Origin of the sequence: Halorubrum ezzemoulense DSM 17463 (assembly GCF_002114285.1) — an archaeon.
Lineage (GTDB): Archaea > Halobacteriota > Halobacteria > Halobacteriales > Haloferacaceae > Halorubrum > Halorubrum ezzemoulense.
In genome coordinates, this window is record NZ_NEDJ01000069.1 from 1 (window position 1) to 17715 (window position 17715).

General features: G+C 57.7%; 13 protein-coding genes and 1 pseudogene. 6 read left to right on the forward strand and 8 right to left on the reverse strand.

Annotation, left to right across the window (positions count from 1 at the left end):
* The first annotated feature begins 235 nt into the window (after positions 1 to 235).
* Together B9H04_RS14685 and B9H04_RS19280 are read left to right on the forward strand one after the other, a co-directional pair.
* Complete coding sequence (locus B9H04_RS14685; RefSeq protein ID WP_276325178.1) at positions 236 to 1030, forward strand: methyl-accepting chemotaxis protein; 795 nt, start codon at positions 236 to 238, stop codon at positions 1028 to 1030.
* 220 nt (positions 1031 to 1250) lie between these two features.
* A complete protein-coding gene (locus B9H04_RS19280) occupies positions 1251 to 2063 on the forward strand; it encodes a uracil-DNA glycosylase family protein (protein WP_248648725.1) in 813 nt (270 codons plus the stop codon).
* Between the two features lie 318 nt (positions 2064 to 2381).
* Here the strand turns inward: B9H04_RS19280 and B9H04_RS14695 are convergent, their stop codons facing one another.
* The 4 genes from B9H04_RS14695 to B9H04_RS14710 form a co-directional block, all read right to left on the reverse strand.
* Positions 2382 to 4082 carry an L-lactate permease gene (locus B9H04_RS14695; protein ID WP_049933523.1) on the reverse strand — a complete coding sequence of 567 codons (1701 nt, stop codon included), beginning with the start codon at positions 4080 to 4082 and terminating at the stop codon, positions 2382 to 2384.
* Between the two features lie 470 nt (positions 4083 to 4552).
* Positions 4553 to 4966, reverse strand: coding sequence for an iron-sulfur cluster assembly scaffold protein (locus tag B9H04_RS14700; protein ID WP_169714315.1), 414 nt, complete (start codon positions 4964 to 4966; stop codon positions 4553 to 4555).
* Positions 4967 to 5288: 322 nt separating this feature from the next.
* Complete coding sequence (locus B9H04_RS14705) at positions 5289 to 6101, reverse strand: PAS domain S-box protein (protein ID WP_249025106.1); 813 nt, start codon at positions 6099 to 6101, stop codon at positions 5289 to 5291.
* 87 nt (positions 6102 to 6188) lie between these two features.
* The gene (locus B9H04_RS14710) at positions 6189 to 6368 is read right to left on the reverse strand and encodes a hypothetical protein (protein ID WP_085682826.1); all 180 of its coding nucleotides are present in this window, start codon (positions 6366 to 6368) and stop codon (positions 6189 to 6191) included.
* A 210-nt stretch (positions 6369 to 6578) separates the two neighbouring features.
* Between B9H04_RS14710 and B9H04_RS14715 the strand changes: the two genes are divergently transcribed.
* The 4 genes and pseudogenes from B9H04_RS14715 (at position 6579) to B9H04_RS14730 (ending at position 11614) form a co-directional block, all read left to right on the forward strand.
* A complete protein-coding gene (locus B9H04_RS14715) occupies positions 6579 to 7235 on the forward strand; it encodes a helix-turn-helix domain-containing protein (protein WP_085682827.1) in 657 nt (218 codons plus the stop codon).
* Positions 7236 to 7486: 251 nt separating this feature from the next.
* Positions 7487 to 8479: pseudogene (locus tag B9H04_RS14720) on the forward strand (IS110 family RNA-guided transposase).
* 1416 nt (positions 8480 to 9895) lie between these two features.
* A complete protein-coding gene (locus B9H04_RS14725; protein ID WP_049933375.1) occupies positions 9896 to 10576 on the forward strand; it encodes a serine integrase family protein in 681 nt (226 codons plus the stop codon).
* 774 nt (positions 10577 to 11350) lie between these two features.
* On the forward strand, positions 11351 to 11614 hold the full coding sequence (locus tag B9H04_RS14730; protein ID WP_139835111.1) for a hypothetical protein: 264 nt from the start codon (positions 11351 to 11353) through the stop codon (positions 11612 to 11614).
* Between the two features lie 268 nt (positions 11615 to 11882).
* Here the strand turns inward: B9H04_RS14730 and B9H04_RS14735 are convergent, their stop codons facing one another.
* From B9H04_RS14735 to B9H04_RS14750, 4 genes are all read right to left on the reverse strand, one after another.
* The gene (locus B9H04_RS14735) at positions 11883 to 12959 is read right to left on the reverse strand and encodes a hypothetical protein (RefSeq protein WP_049933371.1); all 1077 of its coding nucleotides are present in this window, start codon (positions 12957 to 12959) and stop codon (positions 11883 to 11885) included.
* A complete protein-coding gene (locus B9H04_RS14740) occupies positions 12956 to 14062 on the reverse strand; it encodes a S49 family peptidase (protein WP_049933377.1) in 1107 nt (368 codons plus the stop codon). Before B9H04_RS14740 ends, B9H04_RS14735 begins: the two co-directional genes overlap by 4 nt.
* 151 nt (positions 14063 to 14213) lie before the next feature.
* Positions 14214 to 15344: a hypothetical protein gene (locus B9H04_RS14745; RefSeq protein WP_049933370.1), complete on the reverse strand. Its 1131-nt coding sequence runs from the start codon at positions 15342 to 15344 to the stop codon at positions 14214 to 14216.
* A gap of 198 nt (positions 15345 to 15542) precedes the next feature.
* The gene (locus B9H04_RS14750; RefSeq protein ID WP_049933369.1) at positions 15543 to 17219 is read right to left on the reverse strand and encodes a NuoL/Nad5 family protein; all 1677 of its coding nucleotides are present in this window, start codon (positions 17217 to 17219) and stop codon (positions 15543 to 15545) included.
* Positions 17220 to 17715 lie beyond the last annotated feature (496 nt).

The following is a 17715-nucleotide window of genomic DNA, read 5'->3' on the forward strand; positions in this document are numbered from 1 at the left end:
TGGTTCGTGGCGAATTCGTGAAACGTCTGTGCGAGGGTCTTGAGACGTCCCATATCGCCAGACGGCGTCCAAATCCCGTGAAATCAGCGATACGATCCGCAGACGGCGTCGGCGTTCAACGGAGCAAGAGATCACCACCGACGCGGAAGACCAGTCTGAGAGCCTACAGCAAGTCGCTAGCGAGATACAGAACCTTTCCGGTACTGTCGAGGAAATCGCCTCGTCGGCCAACGAGATTGCGGAGCGCTCGCGCGCAACAGCAGAGCTCGGACAAGAGGGCAAACAGGCAGCGACCGACGCGATGGCAGAGATGGAATCTATCGAAGAGAAGTCGGACACAACGATTACCGAGGTCGAATCACTTGCCACCGAGGTAGGTAAAATTAGTGAGGTTGTCGAACTCATCGACGAGATCGCTGAGCAGACCGATATGCTGGCGTTGAACGCGTCTATTGAGGCGGCACGCGCTGGCGAGGCTGGTGAAGGTTTCGGTGTAGTGGCTAACGAAATTAAAGACTTAGCAGAGGAGGTCTCCGATGCGACCGACGAGGTTGAATCCCGTATCGAAGAGATTCAGTCGTCTGCTGACACGACGGTCGAAGACATCCGCGAGATGGGAGAACGCGTGAATTCAGGGACTGAAACCATCGAAGAGGCCCTCGGTTCGCTGGAAGAGATGGCACAGAACGTCGAAGACTCGGACAACGGTATCCAAGAGATTAGTGCTGCTACCGACGATCAGGCGGCCTCGACCGAAGAAGTCGCCAGCATGGTAGACGAGGTGGCAAAGGCCGCGGATCAAGTGAATCAAAAGTCTGAGATGGTTGCGACTACAGCGGACCAACAGTCCTCGTCGATGGTACAGATATCCCAGCAAACTGGGGACCTATCTGAACAGGCAGACGAGTTACACGCACTCATCTCAGAATTCACTGTCGAAACCGCACAGTCAGATATGGCAGATTCCATGAGCCAAGGAGCCAAACCGGTATCGACTGACGGTGGAGTGTCAGGTAGCAGATCTAGCTAATCTCTCCTGCGTTCCTGTGTAGCACATTGTTGATGGCTTGCTGTCTTGCGGATTTCGCCTTGTCCTGGGTGAACTCAATTCGGCTTAGAGACGTTCAGATCGGTGGTTGTGACTACTCGTGAGAATACTGCAACCGTATCAACAATCTCCTGCGGAAGAGCGTTGTCTTAACTGGACAACCCGAACTCTCAATTAGCACGCACAAGACCGTATAAAGAAGATGGACGAAACGACCGCTCGCAAGCTCCTCTCGGAGATCGACGAGCCAACGGAGCCGACGCTCCGAGAGCTACAGCAAACAGCCATCGGTAGCGTCGAGACGGTCCTCTCGGACGCTGGATTTCCTACCCGAAAGAAGGTCAGCCGGCGGCTCTCATACACGTTCTACTACGACTGGGAGACTGACGATCCGGACATCGTCCTCCTCGTTCAGGATCCCGGGAACCTCCACGAACGTCACCTGTCGGAACTGCGTCCGCATAACCCACTCGCCGGCGAATGTTCGGCTCGCGACCAGATCGGCGTCTACCGCGAGTTTGCCAAGAGCTGGCTGACCGGGCGAAACGCCGACTTCTCGGAGCGTTTTTTCGAGACGCTCGCCCGCCACGATCTCATTTCGCTCCCGAACGGCTGGCACCAGTACGTCGACTCCGGACAGTTCTATCGAGACTTCTACCTCGGCGACGTCGTGAAGTACCGCGTCGACGGTTTCGGAGTTGCCGCCGAGCGCGCCTCGTATCAATACCTCCTCAAGCAAGAACTCCGAGCGTTGGATCCGGATCTTGTGATCACCTTCGGTGGAAACGCGTGGCCGGCACTCCGACGCTCGACCACGCCGGAACCCGTCATGGAGACCGACGCTGACCCAGAGAGTATCATGGCCATCCACGGGATACTCCACCGTATCTCCGAACCGGTCAATACCCACATACTCCCGCTGGCTCACATGAGTGGGCAGGTCTGGTGGCGGTTCCCACCTGACGAGTACATCTCGCGACTCAGCAAGGCGCTTGAAGTGCTCGAACGCCAGTAGCGAAAACGACGGAGCGTGACACACATCGTCTCGATATGAGATAGCGACTCTACAGATTGTGGGCAGTCACGTGTTTGGGCGGACTACATGTCGAGATAGGGGCCGCAACCCAAAAACGTGGTACTATAGCCTATCGATCAACTGGAGTAGGTTCACTGATCATCCGTGTTCGGTTAATACTCTCAGTAATAATATACACGTTGTAAGATCACCTGAGTCGGGCGTACGCGACGGAATCGAGCGGTGCTCAAATCCCACAGAACCCCCGTTCGCGCTTAATCGAACATCAATGCTCCGTACATCGATGAACGTGAGTAGTCATACGAACACAACAGTAACTGAGAGCAACAGAGTGATTACGATCGTATAACCAACGACCGGTAGCAGGTTCACTCTGATCACTATCCCCTCCTTGCCGACGAGACCGACCGTGGCTAGTGCAGCGATCACGTTATGGATGGATATCGCATTGCCCATCGCCCCCGCAGCGGCTTGTGCAGCGACGACGTGGACTTGGTTAAGACCCATTTCACCGGCCAACTCGTACTGCATGGGACTGAACGTGACGTTAGAAACCATAACGGATCCGGTCACGAACGTCCCTATCACGCCGATTGGTGCCACTACGGCAGCATACATCCCATCGAAGATACTTCCGATACCATCGGCGAGTGCTAGCATCATGCTCTGATCACCGGGAACACCTGTGTACTGCCCCGAGTGTAGCAGGATGCCGACGGTAGCGATAATAAACACGAGTGCCACAGCGGGACCGACAGCTGTTTTTCCGGCTTTGTTCCAGGCGCGCGTGATCTCGGTGTACGAAAGCCCATACAGTGGAATGGAAACGAGTGCGGTTACCACGAGCCACGTACCCGGGGCGTATGCCCACTCAACACCGTTCGTGATTGCCGTTCCGAATATATTCACCCACGTCGGAGCAAACACATTGATCTCAGTGAGCACTCTTCCAACCGGGGTGAAGTCACGCGTCCCCACGAGGAGCATGACGAGGAGTAAGTACGGTACCCACGCCCGAACGAGCGAGATGCTTGTACCGCCATCTGTCATGGTGCCTGACCCGGTTTCGGAGTCAGTCGCTTTCCCAGTGGCTGTTGGCCCCGTCCACGTCTCTGGCCACGCACCTTCCGCGGGGAGTCGCCATTCATTCTGTGGGAGGAGTAAGCCACGCTTGAGCATAGTAACTGTCAGCCCGCCGCCGACCATCGGCGCGATAATCGATGGAAACTCCGGACCAACGAACGTGGCAGTTAGTACGAACGGAGCGATGAACGCACCTCCAGCGAACAGCGCGAGCGGAATGACGGGCCGTACTGCTGTGAGCGACCGCTTGGTGGTGTCTCCGAAAAAATAAACGAGCATTGAGACAGTAACCAACGGCATGAACAGTCCGGGAAGAAGGTGGTAGATACCGACCAGCCCGCTTACATCAGCGGAGAACGCTGTGGCTTCGGCCACAGAAACGCCATTAATCGATCCTACTGCCTGTGTCACGCCGGGGTGAATCGGTACGCCGACCGCACCAAACGTGGTCGCGATCGCATGTCCAACGAGCGCGACAATAACTGCTGCGAGCGCTGGAAACCCGAGGCCGACCAACAGGGGTGCGACGATCGCTGCAGGAGTTCCAAACCCTGCGACTCCTGTCAGAAATGTCGTAAGAAAGAACCCAACGAGAATGGTTTGGACTCGGTGGTCGCTACTGATTGAGGCGAATCCGGAAGTGATCCGCGAGATCGCGCCTGCCTGCTGAAGAGTGTATAGCAGTACCAACGCACCGAACACGATCCACAGGATCTCGATGGCAAGGAGTACTCCCCACGCCGTTGCTGCTCCAATCCATCTGATCGGGAGCTGCCAGACGGTGGCGGCTACGATAACTGCTGTTAGCCAAGCGATCGGCATCGCTTTTGCTGCTGGCCAAAGTGCCCCTACGAGTAGCGTCGCGGCAACGGTGAGCGGAAGCGCCGCTGCGGCAGCTAATAATAAGTCACTCATCAGCATCAACCTCCACAAGAGTATAATGATCGAGTGATCTGATTAAACCGGGAAAAATTTGTCTCGCTAAGTAACCACAAAAGGTTTCTATAATATTTTTCTCTGGTTTTGCGAAACTACTCATGTTCACATAATGGGCTGAATACAAAAGTATATGTTTGCCATGTAAAAACACGAATTATACATAATACAAGATATTTGAATAATAAAAAATAAGGATAATGAAGACCGGTGCTCTATGGGAACGATCCGTTGTTGATAGACTGCGGCGATGATTCCTCGGACATGATATCACTTTGCCCCCCGGGTATCGATGTCAGCGGGCGCGGGATTTCGATCGGACCGCTACAAGTGTGGAGAGCGGACCTCTTAGGCGCATGCTAGTGAACAGTCCAATGGGAAACGCGAATGAATGGTCTATACTAGCGATATAGCAGACCACAACTGAAGCGTTACTACACCAAGATTGATCAACTAGAGGGATTGGTGGGTCCGTCCTCAATAGCCTGCCGAAAGGCAGTCAGAATCAACTCCGCACACTGGAGCCGAGGTGGTGTCAAGTCCATTCCAACATGCTCTTCAATATATTCGGAGTCCCACTCAACAATCTCCGAGACGGCGACACCAACCATCTGCTCAGACAATAGTGAGGCACCGGCCTGTGACAGTGTACACCCGTCACCGGTGAAGCGGACTGTTTCGACTGTGGTCCCATCATCACTGAGAACTACCTGAAGTCTAACTCGGTCTCCTTCAGGGTGCGTTGGGCCGACACACTGTGGGTTTGTCATTGCTGCCTCAACATCGGGAGAGGGAAGCTCACCGTAATTCCGGGGATTCTGCGAGTGATCTGCGAGTAACTCTTGGACAAACTTGTTGTTCATAAAAGCACTAAACAGCCTCATGAACAAGATTGTTCGGCTAGTCAGCCATCCTTGGTCCGTTACATAACGAGGACGTCTGTGGATTGGATCGCTGATTTCAGAGAATTCGGACGTTGTTTGGCTGTATCGTGTGTCTCGCCATAATCTGGGTCGATTCAAAAAATCATATAGCGAGTGTGTCATCGAACGGATATTATGAGTGACACGAGAAAGTATTTGTCTCGTTGAGTTCGAAGAATAGCGTTGGAAAATACAGCTACTCTTGACACAGATCGCTATACAGAGGGTATGTGAACTGATCTATGACACCCTCATATAGTGTCTAAAAAGCACCGAGAAGGAAGAGGTTCTCGAACAGCTCGCGGAGTCGGTCGGGGTCGCTGCTCACCGACGGAACGGGCTCGTAGGTGAGCGCCGCTCCCGACTTCCCACCGAGGCTCCGCCAGGCGGCCTCGACGACCTCGCCGACGTCGGTCGGCTCCGGGTCGCTGACGACGTTTCCCTGTCGCGCGACGCGGAGCAAGTCGTCGACAAGTCGTGCCATCCGGTTGGTCGTCTCGCCGACCCGTTCGAGGTGTTCCTCGTCACCAGCCTCCTCGTACAGCGTCAGGCTCCCCTCGATGACGTTCAGCGGGTTCCGGAGGTCGTGCGCGAGAATGTCGGTGAACTCCTTGAGGCGGTCGTTCTGCCGCTCTAACATCCGCTCGTACTCCTTCGCAGTCGTCGTGTCCCGGCTGATCGCCGCGTACCCGTGGAACTCGCCGTTCCGCAGCGGCGACAGCGTCAGGGTGCCCCAGAAGACGGAGCCGTCCGCGCGCCGGTGCCAGCGTTCGAACTCGACCGATTCCTCTCTCGGCTCCGCGAAGAAGTCCCCAGGAAGTGAGTCGGAGTCCGCCTCGCCCTCGTCGTCGGCGAACAGCATCCGGACATGTCGGTCAAGGACCGCCGTCGCGTCGTGTCCGTAGAGCGCCATCGCCGGCGCCGGCCACGCGATGATGTTCCCGTCGGCGTTCAACATGAAGATTGCGTGCGTGGAGACGCCTTTGAGGAGGCGACGGGCCACGTGGCCTCCCGACTCAGAGGAGTTCGTCGGAGGATCGAGGGCGTTCGTCGCAGGGTCGAGACCGTCTGTCACACGAGGGGATTGCGCTCCGGTTACCAGTCCCTTCAGACTGGCTTACCAAGGTAGTTAAATAAGAACCAAGCGGCGAGGCCGCGGGCGTCAGTCTGCCAGTTCGACCACCAGGACTTCCATGTCGGAACCCGTGCCCTCGGTCCGGTACTCCCACGTTCCGCGGGGGTCGACGCCGTTCTTGAGGGCGTCGCAGAGCACCCGACCGAGGGCGACCTCGAACTCCTCTGTACTCGATATGTCGTCTTCGAATTGGTTGTCAGTTGTCATGATTAGACGTACACTCGACTGCGATACGATGCTGTCGCGAAACTCACCGCCGCGCAAACAGAGACCACAGTCGTCTGTTTCTACGGTTGTTGATAGGCCCGTATATTAATAATACTACCGAAACACATGGTACACCAAGGTGAATCGCGCTCCGGTAGAAGGTTTCTACCAAGTTTTTAACACGTTTGCGACAGAACAGTGCTGTATCTGATGAGCGTTATCGTTGAGTTGACTATTCCATCTGTCGAATTCGAATTAGGACGGATCCTCCGGATCGAAGAGCCGACGCAGCTCACGCTGGAAACGATGGTGCCGCTGGGCGAGAAACCCACGCCGTTCGTTCGGATCCGGAACGAAGTCCGCGAGACGTTCGAGCGCTCCGTCCGCGAACACCCCTCGGTCAACGACATCCAGCTCGTCGACACCCACGAGGACGAGACGCTGTACGCGCTGAACTGGGACCCCTCAGAGGCCTCGCTGCTCCGCCAGATCCTCGACTTGGACGCGGTCCTGCTGGGCGCGACTGGAACCGCCGACACGTGGGGGCTCGAACTCAGGTTCCCGAGCCACGAGGCGCTCTCGTCGTTTCAAGAGTTCTACCTTGACGAGGACATCGACGTCTCGATCGAGCGCATCTACAACCCCACGAAGCCGGACGCCGGTCCGTGGTACGGGATGACGCCTCCGCAGCGCGAGACCCTCGCGGCCGCCGTCGAGGCCGGCTACTACTCGCTCCCGCGGCAGATCTCCACCCAGGGGCTCGCGGACTCGTTCGGCATCTCCGATCAGGCCGTCACCGAACGCCTCCGACGCGGTATCTCCACGCTGGTACTGAACACGCTGCTGATCAACGAACCGGACGAGTAGCCGCGGTTCTGGCGGTGAGGCTCTGTTGACTCGATGGAAACGCTGCTACCCTAGCAGAGCGTGAAACAAGATATGGGGCGCAAGAGACCGACGGATTTCACGTGCCATCGAGCACGTTCTGTTGACTGGTCCGTGTGCGAAAGATGCCGAGTCATGGGCGTTACAGCCCGGATGCCGCGCCGCGCGGCATCCGGAAAAGCCCGAATAGGTGAATCTCTGCTTCACGCACTGGCGTCCCGGGTGAACCAACCATGTACCTCGGAATCGACGTCCACAAACGGTACGCACAGGTGGCAGTAATGGATGAGGCTGGGAAGATCGTCGAAGAGGTTCGCGTCGAGAACGCGAACCTCGACGAGCTCGCCCAGCGGTACGCCGGCGCACAAGCCGTGCTTGAGGCGACCTCCAACTACTACCACATCCACGATACGCTGTCGGAGCACTTGGATGTGACCGTTGCTCATCGGAAAAAGATCAACCAGATCGCAGACACCGACAAGAAAACCGACCGCGTTGACGCCAAAGAACTCGCGCGGATGCTCCGGTTAAATTCGGTGCCTGAAAGCTACGTTCCGACCGAGGAGGTCAGGGAAGCCCGGGCACTCGTGCGCGGGCGGTAGACCCTGGTCGAAAACCGTACCAGGTACGCCAACAAGGTCCATGGACTCCTCTCCGATCACGGCGTCACCGAAGACGTGAAACCGCTAACCGTGGAGGGACGAGAACGGGGACTCTCGATCCCGACGCCACTCGACACGCTGCTCGAGTCGTACCTCAACCTGATCGAGTCGCTCACCGAAGAGATTCAGAAGCTCGATGAGATGATTGAACAGCGCGCTGGGTCTCTGAAGGAGACCCAGCTGCTCATGACGATTCCCGGTGTGAGTTACTACACGGCGCTGACAATCTACGCGGAGTTAGGCGGGATCGACCGGTTTGACGGTGGCAAGGAGGTTGTCAGTTACGTGGCATTGAACCCGGTGATCCGCGAGTCAGGCGACTCGCGGATCGAAGGGGGCATTTCGAAACGTGGATCAGGGCGTGTACGATGGCTGCTCGTCCAAGCAGCAAACACCGCAGTTCATACGAGTAACGACGAGTATCTGAGTCGGTTTTACGACCGGTTAGCAAGCCGGAAGAACTCACAGAAAGCGACCGTGGCAGCAGCTCGGAAGATGCTGGCATCGATCTACCACATGCTTGATTGGGGAGAAGCGTACGCTCCACCGGGTGTAACCGCATAACCGAGAGAGCTGAGGGCCGCCGGTCCGGCGGCCCTCAGTGGCCGGCCGAGGCCCTCCGTGAGTGTCAGCTATCGCCAGACAGCGACCGCACCGCAGACACGTTCCGACCGCCTGCCGGTTGTGAGAACAGCAGATCCCCGGACGGCGTAATCATTTTATCGCTAGACGTGGTCTGCCCGGGTAGCAGCGTTTCCATAGGTGAAACCCTATTTTTTAGACACATTTTGTCTGAAACAGCCGGTCACTGAAAACTACGTGTTGACCGCCGAGAATTCTACTAACTCAGAGGAGTGTTCCGATAGGCATACGAGATACAGAGGTTCTATACAGCACGACGATGGTAGCTATACTGTTCCTAATCTGCTGAATTACACGGGCTATCTGAAGTATAAATTAAGTATACAAAAACACATATAACGATTGGAAATTATTCGGCTTCGAATGTTGAGTATCTAACACTTAATCGAGCGAAAATGGCGGCTGAGACGGTGTGAGCACGGAAAAGAGAGTTCATCCGCAGACGCTCCGCTCTTCACTAGAGGTTCAAACGCCGTGAACGCTACTTTCATTATCCTCTGTGAATCACTCTCTTGTTCGACCGATACCGTAAACTTCTGGTAGAACGTCTTTCCCTCCGATTTCGGGCCCAATAGTGTCAACACGACAACGTTCAAGGCTGAGTCAGTCACAGATTCACCGAGTTGGAGCACTCAAAACACGGTAAGAGAAGGGAGGGGGTGGACTTTCAAGTCCCTCTGACAGGTGTAGTTTGGAAGTCAAGAAAATATTTTACGTATAGTAACAACTATCTATTGCTTGGTGTACAAGGGTGAATGGGGAGAGTGCTGTAGTTGTCAGAGGCACAGGAATCTCTCCCCACCCCTCCGATAAGTGCGTATCATTACAAAATTTCTGCTTTTGATAATTATATGATGTTCTAACGGCTAATTCAAAAATGACCGGTGGGAAAAGATGTTCTCAAATTGACTACAACCTCTGTATCTCGCACGGCGTTTCTGACATAGTGTAGGTAGATCCGTAATGTGTGTCGGTGTGTGGACCACCTGTACTGACCGATCCTGCCCCCCCAGTTTGGACAGTTCGTCAGTGTAACATACGCGCCCTCTATTCAGCACGGACTTTGTGTCAGTTGTAAAGAATTTCAGCAGAGGCTTTTATTACATCTGAGTAGGCAGGCGTACAGGAAACGGGGGTTTTCTGAACACCCACATTAAAACTAATTCTAGGCCTAACTATAGACCTATACAGAGATGGCAAAAACGCGAGTCAGTCAGGGGGCGAACGGGCAGTACAAAGTGACGGTGCCGAAGGGACTCGCGGAGGCGATGGAACTCGATGGGAAACGGCTTGAGTGGAAGGTTAAGTCTGGGAGTTCGTTAGAGGTGACCGTGGTCGATGAGTAGAGCCCTCGTATGGATCCGAAAGTCGAAGGGAGATGATGACGACGTCGGCCTCGAAGAACAGCGGGAGGTCGTGCCAGGTCTCGCTGCCGAGTTGGCCGACGAGGTGGAGAGGCTTGATCTCGGGGTCCACACTGGTTTTTCGACGATGACCCGCGATGACGAGTCGGGCCTACTCGACCAGAACGAGCGCGTCACCGAGCGCATCGACGAGCTGCGGTCTGGTCGATTCGACTACTTGGTCGCACTCGATGATCGCCGAGTTTGCCGTGACGAGTACCTACGCGTGATTCAATACGCCGCCGGACAGGGTAACACCGAGATCGTCTACGTCGGTGAGGTCAGCGAAGACGATCTCACCTTCGATCTCAAAAGAAGAATCGAACGCGACACCAAAGAGGAGGAGATCGAAAAGTCTCGCCGCGCGATCGAGCGGCGCAAAGAGCAGGGGTACGACCACGGCCGACCGCGGTTTGGGATGACCTACGACGCGAACGGCCACTACCAGGTACCCGGTGAAGAGTTCGACACGGTGACGGAGATTTTCCAACTTGACAACGCCGGGAAGAGCCGCCGGGAGATCGCGGACGAAGTCGATGTCCCGGTGGCGACGGTACAGAACGTTCTCGACCGTCGCGAGTGGTATGTAGAGCGTGAGCAGATGGCTGAGATATAGCCCTTACGAGCCGAGCCTACGGACAACCGTGTGAAACCACGTCTCAATGCGAGCAGTTTAGATTTCCAGACCGTGATTTGTAGTCGAATACCGGATTCTAACACATCCAGGGACGGCTGTGTTGAAATCCGTAATCGCTGATAGCTCGTCGAGGTCGTGCTGAATACGGACGGTATATTGGTTAGGATTGAGTTATGATAAACGTCGATTTCCTTATCCTGGAGCTGTGCTACTAATCATACATATGGGAGTTTCCAACCAGCTATTATTGACGTTGGCTACTACCAACACATTTGCAGGCTGTATGAGCCTATTGGTGGTTTTGGTAGAAGGATATTCACCGACAAAAATGGCCACGTCGGTCGCATTTTTAATTCTCGGTTTAATTTTTATTAAAGATTACTACGAACGAACTCAACAGTCGGATTCGAGCAAATCTGCTACATAGTGTGTTAAACTTACGCTCTGTATCGGTCATGTCGATAATGACAGGCTCCGAGCAACTTGTCAGAGTTGTTCTACATGGAGGGCACAAATCGGTAACGGTGGATCCGATCTGGAGGTGGCTGAGGGAGATACCTAACTGGCCATGAATGCGAGGCGTCTCTCAGTACGTCCGACAATTAATTACCCCAGTCGTCCGATATATCGAGATATAGTGCCAATCTCCGAAGAAGAGTTCGAATCGGGAATGGTGGAAGCCAGCGGTGACGAGCCGATTGCTAACGACGAGGAGGGGCCGATCGAAACTGAAAAGACCTCATCAGGTCGTTTTTGAGCGAGCGACCAGACAGAGCGTTCACCGAGCGGGAAATCGTCCTCGGTGTTGATTTTATCCCCGTGTTCATGAGTCGGACGTGGAATCCACTCGGGGCGTTCATTGACGGCCTAATTGATTTCGACGGTGATGTTGCCGCCACGACAATTGTCGTCAATGACATCGATGAAGCACTCACCGAACTTGTTGAGGAAGGAATCGTGACGACCGAAGAAGTAGAGACAGAAAGCGGGGCATTGGTCTACTACAAACTGGCGTAAGAACTTATTCGTCGCTACTGGCTTCGGGACGAGCCCATCCTATTGATATCTTCCTCTGCGTTCACGCGGAGGAGGATGTTAAGGAACTTCTCGGTGTACCGGGTGTTGGTAGGGGTCTCAGCAACGCTTTTCACTGAATCGCGTTTTAGTATGGCGGTGCTGTTTCTACGGTACGAACAAGGCGAGTGTCCTGAGGCTTGACCCCGAGGCGGTTCATCAAAACTCACGCCAAAATTAATTGGACCGCGCCGTTACAGATCGGCGTCGACTACGCGGTCGCGTTGCCGGATGGGTCAGTCTCGTTGCCCGATGGCTCCGGTGGTTCAGGCGGCGGCGTCCTGCCCGGTGGGACCGTTGCCCCCGGCGGAACTGCCCCACCCGGACCGGCTCCCGGTCCAAATGACACGTCGGGGTTCGGTCCGGTCACGAGGAAGTCCGCGACGTTGCCGATCAGCACGCCGTTGTCGGCACGGCCGGCATTCTCCGGTTCGAGGAAGCTCGAGTCCCCGAACACTGCGAGTGAGTCGCTACGGACTGCGACCCCGTAGGAGCCGGTCTCACGAGTCGTTGACAGTTGTGACGTCTCCGCGGTGGTGAACGTTGTCGATCCACCGGCCACGCCGATCGGCGCGGCCCCGCGGAAGACTGCCTCCTCAACGCCTTCCGTCAGCGACCCCGAGCCGGTCGGCTCGCCGAGTACGCTGAGGTAGTTCGCGTCGTTGTGCTCCATGTCGTATACGTACCCCGCCTTACCGTAGACGCCAAACGGCGAGCCGAAGTCGGTAAGCGCGCCGGTGCCGCCCGGATCGCTCGTCACAAGCGTCCGACCGCCGGCTTCGACGAACGACTCAACCGCGTCGGTATCGGTTGCCGACAAGGCACTGGGACTCGTGGTGACGAACGCGTCCGCGTCCGAGAGCAGCGACGGCAGCGGTTCCGCGCCGAAGGCTCCTCCGTAGAACCGGACCTCATGGCCGTTCTCGACGAGCGCTGCGGTCAGCGGTGCGACACCGCGCCGGACGCCGCCGAGGGACCCGATGTCCGCTTCCGTGGGCGCGTCGCCGTCTTCGATTGGGAGGATCGACGTGCCGCCGCCGAGTCCGCTCGCTCCGCTGCTGAGGTGAACGACAACGGTGTTTGACGGTTCGGAGCTCTCCATTTCGACCTCGCCGCCCTCGCTGACGGTTTCCGGCTCGACCGTGTCCAACCGCCAGTGATCGTCCGCAACGGCGTCGGTCTCGGGCGATCCGCCGTCAAGGACGACGCCGCCGACGGCGGCGACGCCGACGACCGCGAGGAAGACCAGCGCGAATGCGCCGACCGTCGTTCGCAGGTCGACGTTCATTCGCCGTCACCCCCGTTGACCGTGGCCGTGTCGTCGATCATCGCGTCCGCTGCGTCGCCGTCTGCAGGTAACTGTCCGGTGTAGCTCGTCATGATCACGTCGTCGCCGACTGTTTCGTCCCATGCCTGCGGCGCGACTGCGAGTATCAGCCCGTCGCCGAATTGCTTTTCGGAGCCGTCGACGACGACGACCGTACCGTCGTCTTGTTCCAACAGCGGAATGCCGCCGGGGATGCGGCTCTCGGTGCGGCGGGTGTCGACCGCGTAATCGTTGAGTCCCGCTTCGCTCGCAGCGTCGGCGACCGCGCCGTCGACGAACCCAAACCGGTCGGCGAAGCCATTCTCAACTGCCTCGGTGCCAAGGTACGCGTCGGCGTGGGCGATCGCCTCGCGGTCGAGTTCGATCTCCTCGCCGCGTTGTTCGAGCACGTTCTCCAGGAAGAGGTTCGCGAGCGTCTGTCGGCGCTCGCGTTGGGTGTCCGGGTCGCTCCCGCGTTTGTCCGGCCCGGTCGTCCCGGCGCTGGGACCGCTTGGGGCCGGCGCGGTGCCGGCGACGCCGACGCTGCCGACCGCCTGCGCGGAGGGCGCGACGTAAATGCGGTCGGCTGGCGCAATCGCGAGGTAGGCGCCCGACGCGCCGAGCGTGTCGACGGCGGCGTAGACGGGCATCACCGACGCGGTGCGGTCAACCGCGGCGTACATCCGTTCGCTCTGTGCGGGGAGGCCGCCTCCGCTGTTAACCTCAAGGACGACCGCTTCGATTGAGTCGTTCGTGCGGGCGTCGCGGAGGTTGTCCTCAACGTGTTGGGCCGTTGCTGAATCGATGGTTCCGTCGATTTCGACCACAGCGACGGTGCCGTCTGGACCGGTGACGGCGCCGTACACGCCGGGCGCGACCAGCAGCCCCGCGGCCACCGCGAGGATTACCGCGACGCCGACCGCGTGTCGCGTCTCGATCCGGTCGAACCCCGTCGCGCTCGTGTCTCCGGAAGCCGATCGCTCGGCGGTCGGCGGCGAGCGCGCGTCGGTCGACCGATCGTCCGCCGCGGCGTTCGCGTCGTCGGTGTCGTCCGGTGTTCTCGACGGCGAGTCGTCGGAACTCATCGATTCGTCCTCGTTTGGTGCCGCGGTCGCGGCGTCGTGTGCTGTATCGTCGTCATCGTGGATTCGCATGCGCGTTTGTCCGTCGATACGTCTGTATCTCTATCGCGATCGGCGGTGTCGTGGTAGACGCCGCCGCGGTCGTCGCCGCCGCTCACGCGTCGGTCACCTCGATCGGGTCGCCCACGGCTGCGTCGAACAGCGACGCGTGGGACGCGAACAGCTCGCTCTCGGCGGCGGCGTCGACGATCACGGTCCGTCCGTGTCTGGTGACGGTCGCGTCCGACAGCGAAGTCTCTCCTTCGCGGGCCGCCCTTGCGATCGCCTCCGCTGTCTCCCTGTCAAGTCGACGAGGGTCCGCGACCGCGCCGTACCGTAACGCGACGCTCGGACCGTCTGAGCCGCTGCCACCATCTCCGGGCGCTCCGCCGCTCTCGGACCCCTTGTCGGTCACACGGAGTGACGCCCCAACTGCGGCCGACGCGTCGACCGCGGTTCGGAACTCTCCCGGCGCGTCGGCCAGCAGGCTCCTGAGATGTTCCCGGGCGTCCGCTCCCAGATCGACACACACCGTCGCGTCGCCGTCAAGCAAGGGCGGAAGCGACCCGAAGCTCGCAGTCGTTCCTGCCCGACGCCCGCGGTCACCGTCGAGTCCAGCGTCGCGGTGTGTCGCGGCAACCGCAGGCGTTGGGCCGTACGCCACCACGAGTTCATCCGCCGTGACGGCGACCGCCGACCCTAGGTTCCGCGCTCGGAACCGAGCGAACCCGGAGTCGTCTTTCACCTCGCGGGCCACATCGGGGTCAGCGTCGAGTTCCGCAGCGAGCTCCGACGCGTTGACGTCACCGACCGCGACCGCGCACCCCTCTGGTCCTTTCTCGGCGAGCGCCGCGCTGCCGGCCGCCTGTCGCACGCCGTCAAGCGACACGCTCTCGTACCGATCGAGGAGGCGTTGAACCCGAGTCCCTATTCCGCTTGGGAGCCCGGTCGCCGTCAGGACTGCCGGATCGATCCGGCCCGTCACGACGGTGTCGACGGCACTTGACGTGGTTGCTGCCGGGTCGTAGCTTCCAGCGGCGACCGCGGAGCGTGGCCTGTCGGATCCTGGGCTGGCCTGGTCGCTTTGCGTCTCGCCGTCCGACTCGACGGTGGCCCCGGTCGAGCCAACCGCGAGGGACGAGTCGGGCGGCGGTTCGGAGGTCAGAGCGTCGATCGGTCCACCGATTCCAAACCCAGTCGCTGCGAGCGCGGCTACGCGCTTCGCGAACGTCCGTTTGGAGGGCATCGTTTCAGGTGACTGCTGACAAGTAATAATACTACCGAGTGGCGACGCCATAAAACAAAGCCTCGCGCTACAGCACAAGGGGGCTGTCAACGCGACATGCGCTGTGGCTTAATTTCGGCGGTTGTTGCCCTGTTATCGGCTTCGTCCCCGCGGTGAACATGAGACTTTCGCCTCGAATTTCCGTATACGCAACTGTGTCTAGCTTCCTGGCGCTCTAGCGGTCGCGTTCTCTGTGCCAGCAGTGCTGTTTGTTGGTGTCCGGATCTCGACCGACTCATCGTCGTACACTGTCATGGTTTCGATTACAGTGCCGTTCTCAGCAACTCGTTGGACGATGACTGTCGGCGCCCCCGCAGTCGTGTCAGTTGGGTCCGTCTCTGTGGGTGTCTCAACTGGGGTCTCCCCTCCGAGGAACTGCGTGATTGCGTCAGTCTGTTCAAATGAATCGACGTCACCAGATCTTGCGTCGACAAATGCAACGTATGCGATCCCACTGTTGTCCTCAGGGACGACGCGTACTTGCCAGTACTCTCGATCGTCGATAACTGTAAGGATCGGCTCGGCTGGCGTAAAGCGGTCCCAATCTGTTTGTGGTGCTGACTGCCTTACGAGGTCCGCTGCTCGCTGTGGGCCGAACAGTGAGTCGGCTGGCGCGTACCGTTCGAAGGTTCCGTTTTGACCATCGATGGTCCACAGCTCTTGAAGTCCCTGTGCGTTGCCGTACGGTTCGACGGCGACAACGTATTGCGGACCTGACTCAGAGAGGATAAAGAACGGCTGGTCATTTTCGTCTCCGGGGAGCGGTGCGATCTCGATTTCGTCTTCGTGACTGGTGTAGGTGTTGAGAATTCCGTTGCGGTACTTCGTCGCAGCGACCGACTGAAGCGCCAACTTCTCAGGGTACAGCTGCTGATTGTCGAGAATTGGGCTGGCTGCAGCCTCAGAGGGAGAGAGCGTTTCGATCGAACCGCTTGGATCGATGACGGCGACGCCTCCCCACTGTGGTGTAGAGTGCGGAAGCGGCGTCAGGTGGAATGTTGGTTCCGAGTACGGGACGGTGATATATTGGGTATTGTTGTGAATGACCATTTTCGGGTCACCGTAGTCGACAAGATACGCCTGCGATTTGAGGAGTTCCCACCGATAGTTCCGGTGGAAGATCGTCCCGACACCGGTCTCAAGCTCGCCATCAACGGACCGTACATTCGCCTGCTGGGTTGTCATATCGACGAGGACGGTCCCGGCCTGTCGTTTGGTGATCTTATTGAACAGGCCGTCCGGAGCGAGCGGTGCCGCCCAGTAGGGAGTCCCGTTCACCACGCTAATGTCTGTGTCACCGACGCGGTACTGCGGCCGATTGAGTGTGTTCGATGCGTACCGATCGGCAACCGCTCGCGTGACGATACGTGGATTATCGGCATCAACATCGTCGAGTCGCTCAACGGTGGCTGTCTGGCTCATCGTTTGGTCGCTCAATGTGACGCCGGCAACCGCGTTGGCGACGGGCATCAGCGCAAACGCAGTGATCACGAGGACGACTACCCCGACACGAAGTGGGGTAATCGTGTGGTCATTGCTGGTGAGCGCGTTGACGACCGTCTCAACGCCACCACCCGCCCGTGCGGTGGCCCACGCAGCGATGCTACCGGCAACGATACCAAACAGCAGTAGCGGCGTCGTGTACACCGCGTAGATGAGTCCATGGAGCCACGGTCGGAAGAACCACCCTATGGCAACAGCAAGGATTCCAACAATGCCAAGCGGAATCCACGGTGGGGACGACTCGTGCTGATCCGAGTTGCCTGGTGGCCAGTCGGTGAGCTCATCATCGGATGACTGTTCGTCTGAATCGTCAGATGGAGGGCGTGTTGACATTGATCTGGATCGTGAGGTTATGGCTCTGAAACGTGTATGTGTGGAGCCATGAGTTACTCAACTCGAATCCGCAAGTAATCAGGGCAACTCGCCGATTGAGAGAGGGAACCTAATGGAACCACAAGATGGAGTGATTTCTACCAGCAAATAAATATTGTACAACTGACTTCGTTGGAATCTCATCCTTCTAACAGAAGATAGGCTGAAACAGCTGGTAGCTGAGGACTATATCTGGACCGCCTTCTCGATAAACTACAGCCGCTCTTATGAAGTACATTGTTGGTGAGTCAGAGAACTTCTCGAATAATCTGTTTCAGTGCTTCTCGTCCCGGTTTGCGGAGGATTCGCCGCCGAAGTTGGAGCGGTCTGATAGTGTTTAAGGAAGACATTTACCGATAGACGTAGTAGAGCCGGTAATGGGTCGGCTTGACGAGGTTGCGCTTGAGGAACTCTACGAAGTTAAAGAGGAGATTGACGAGGGAAAGCCGCGGGAACG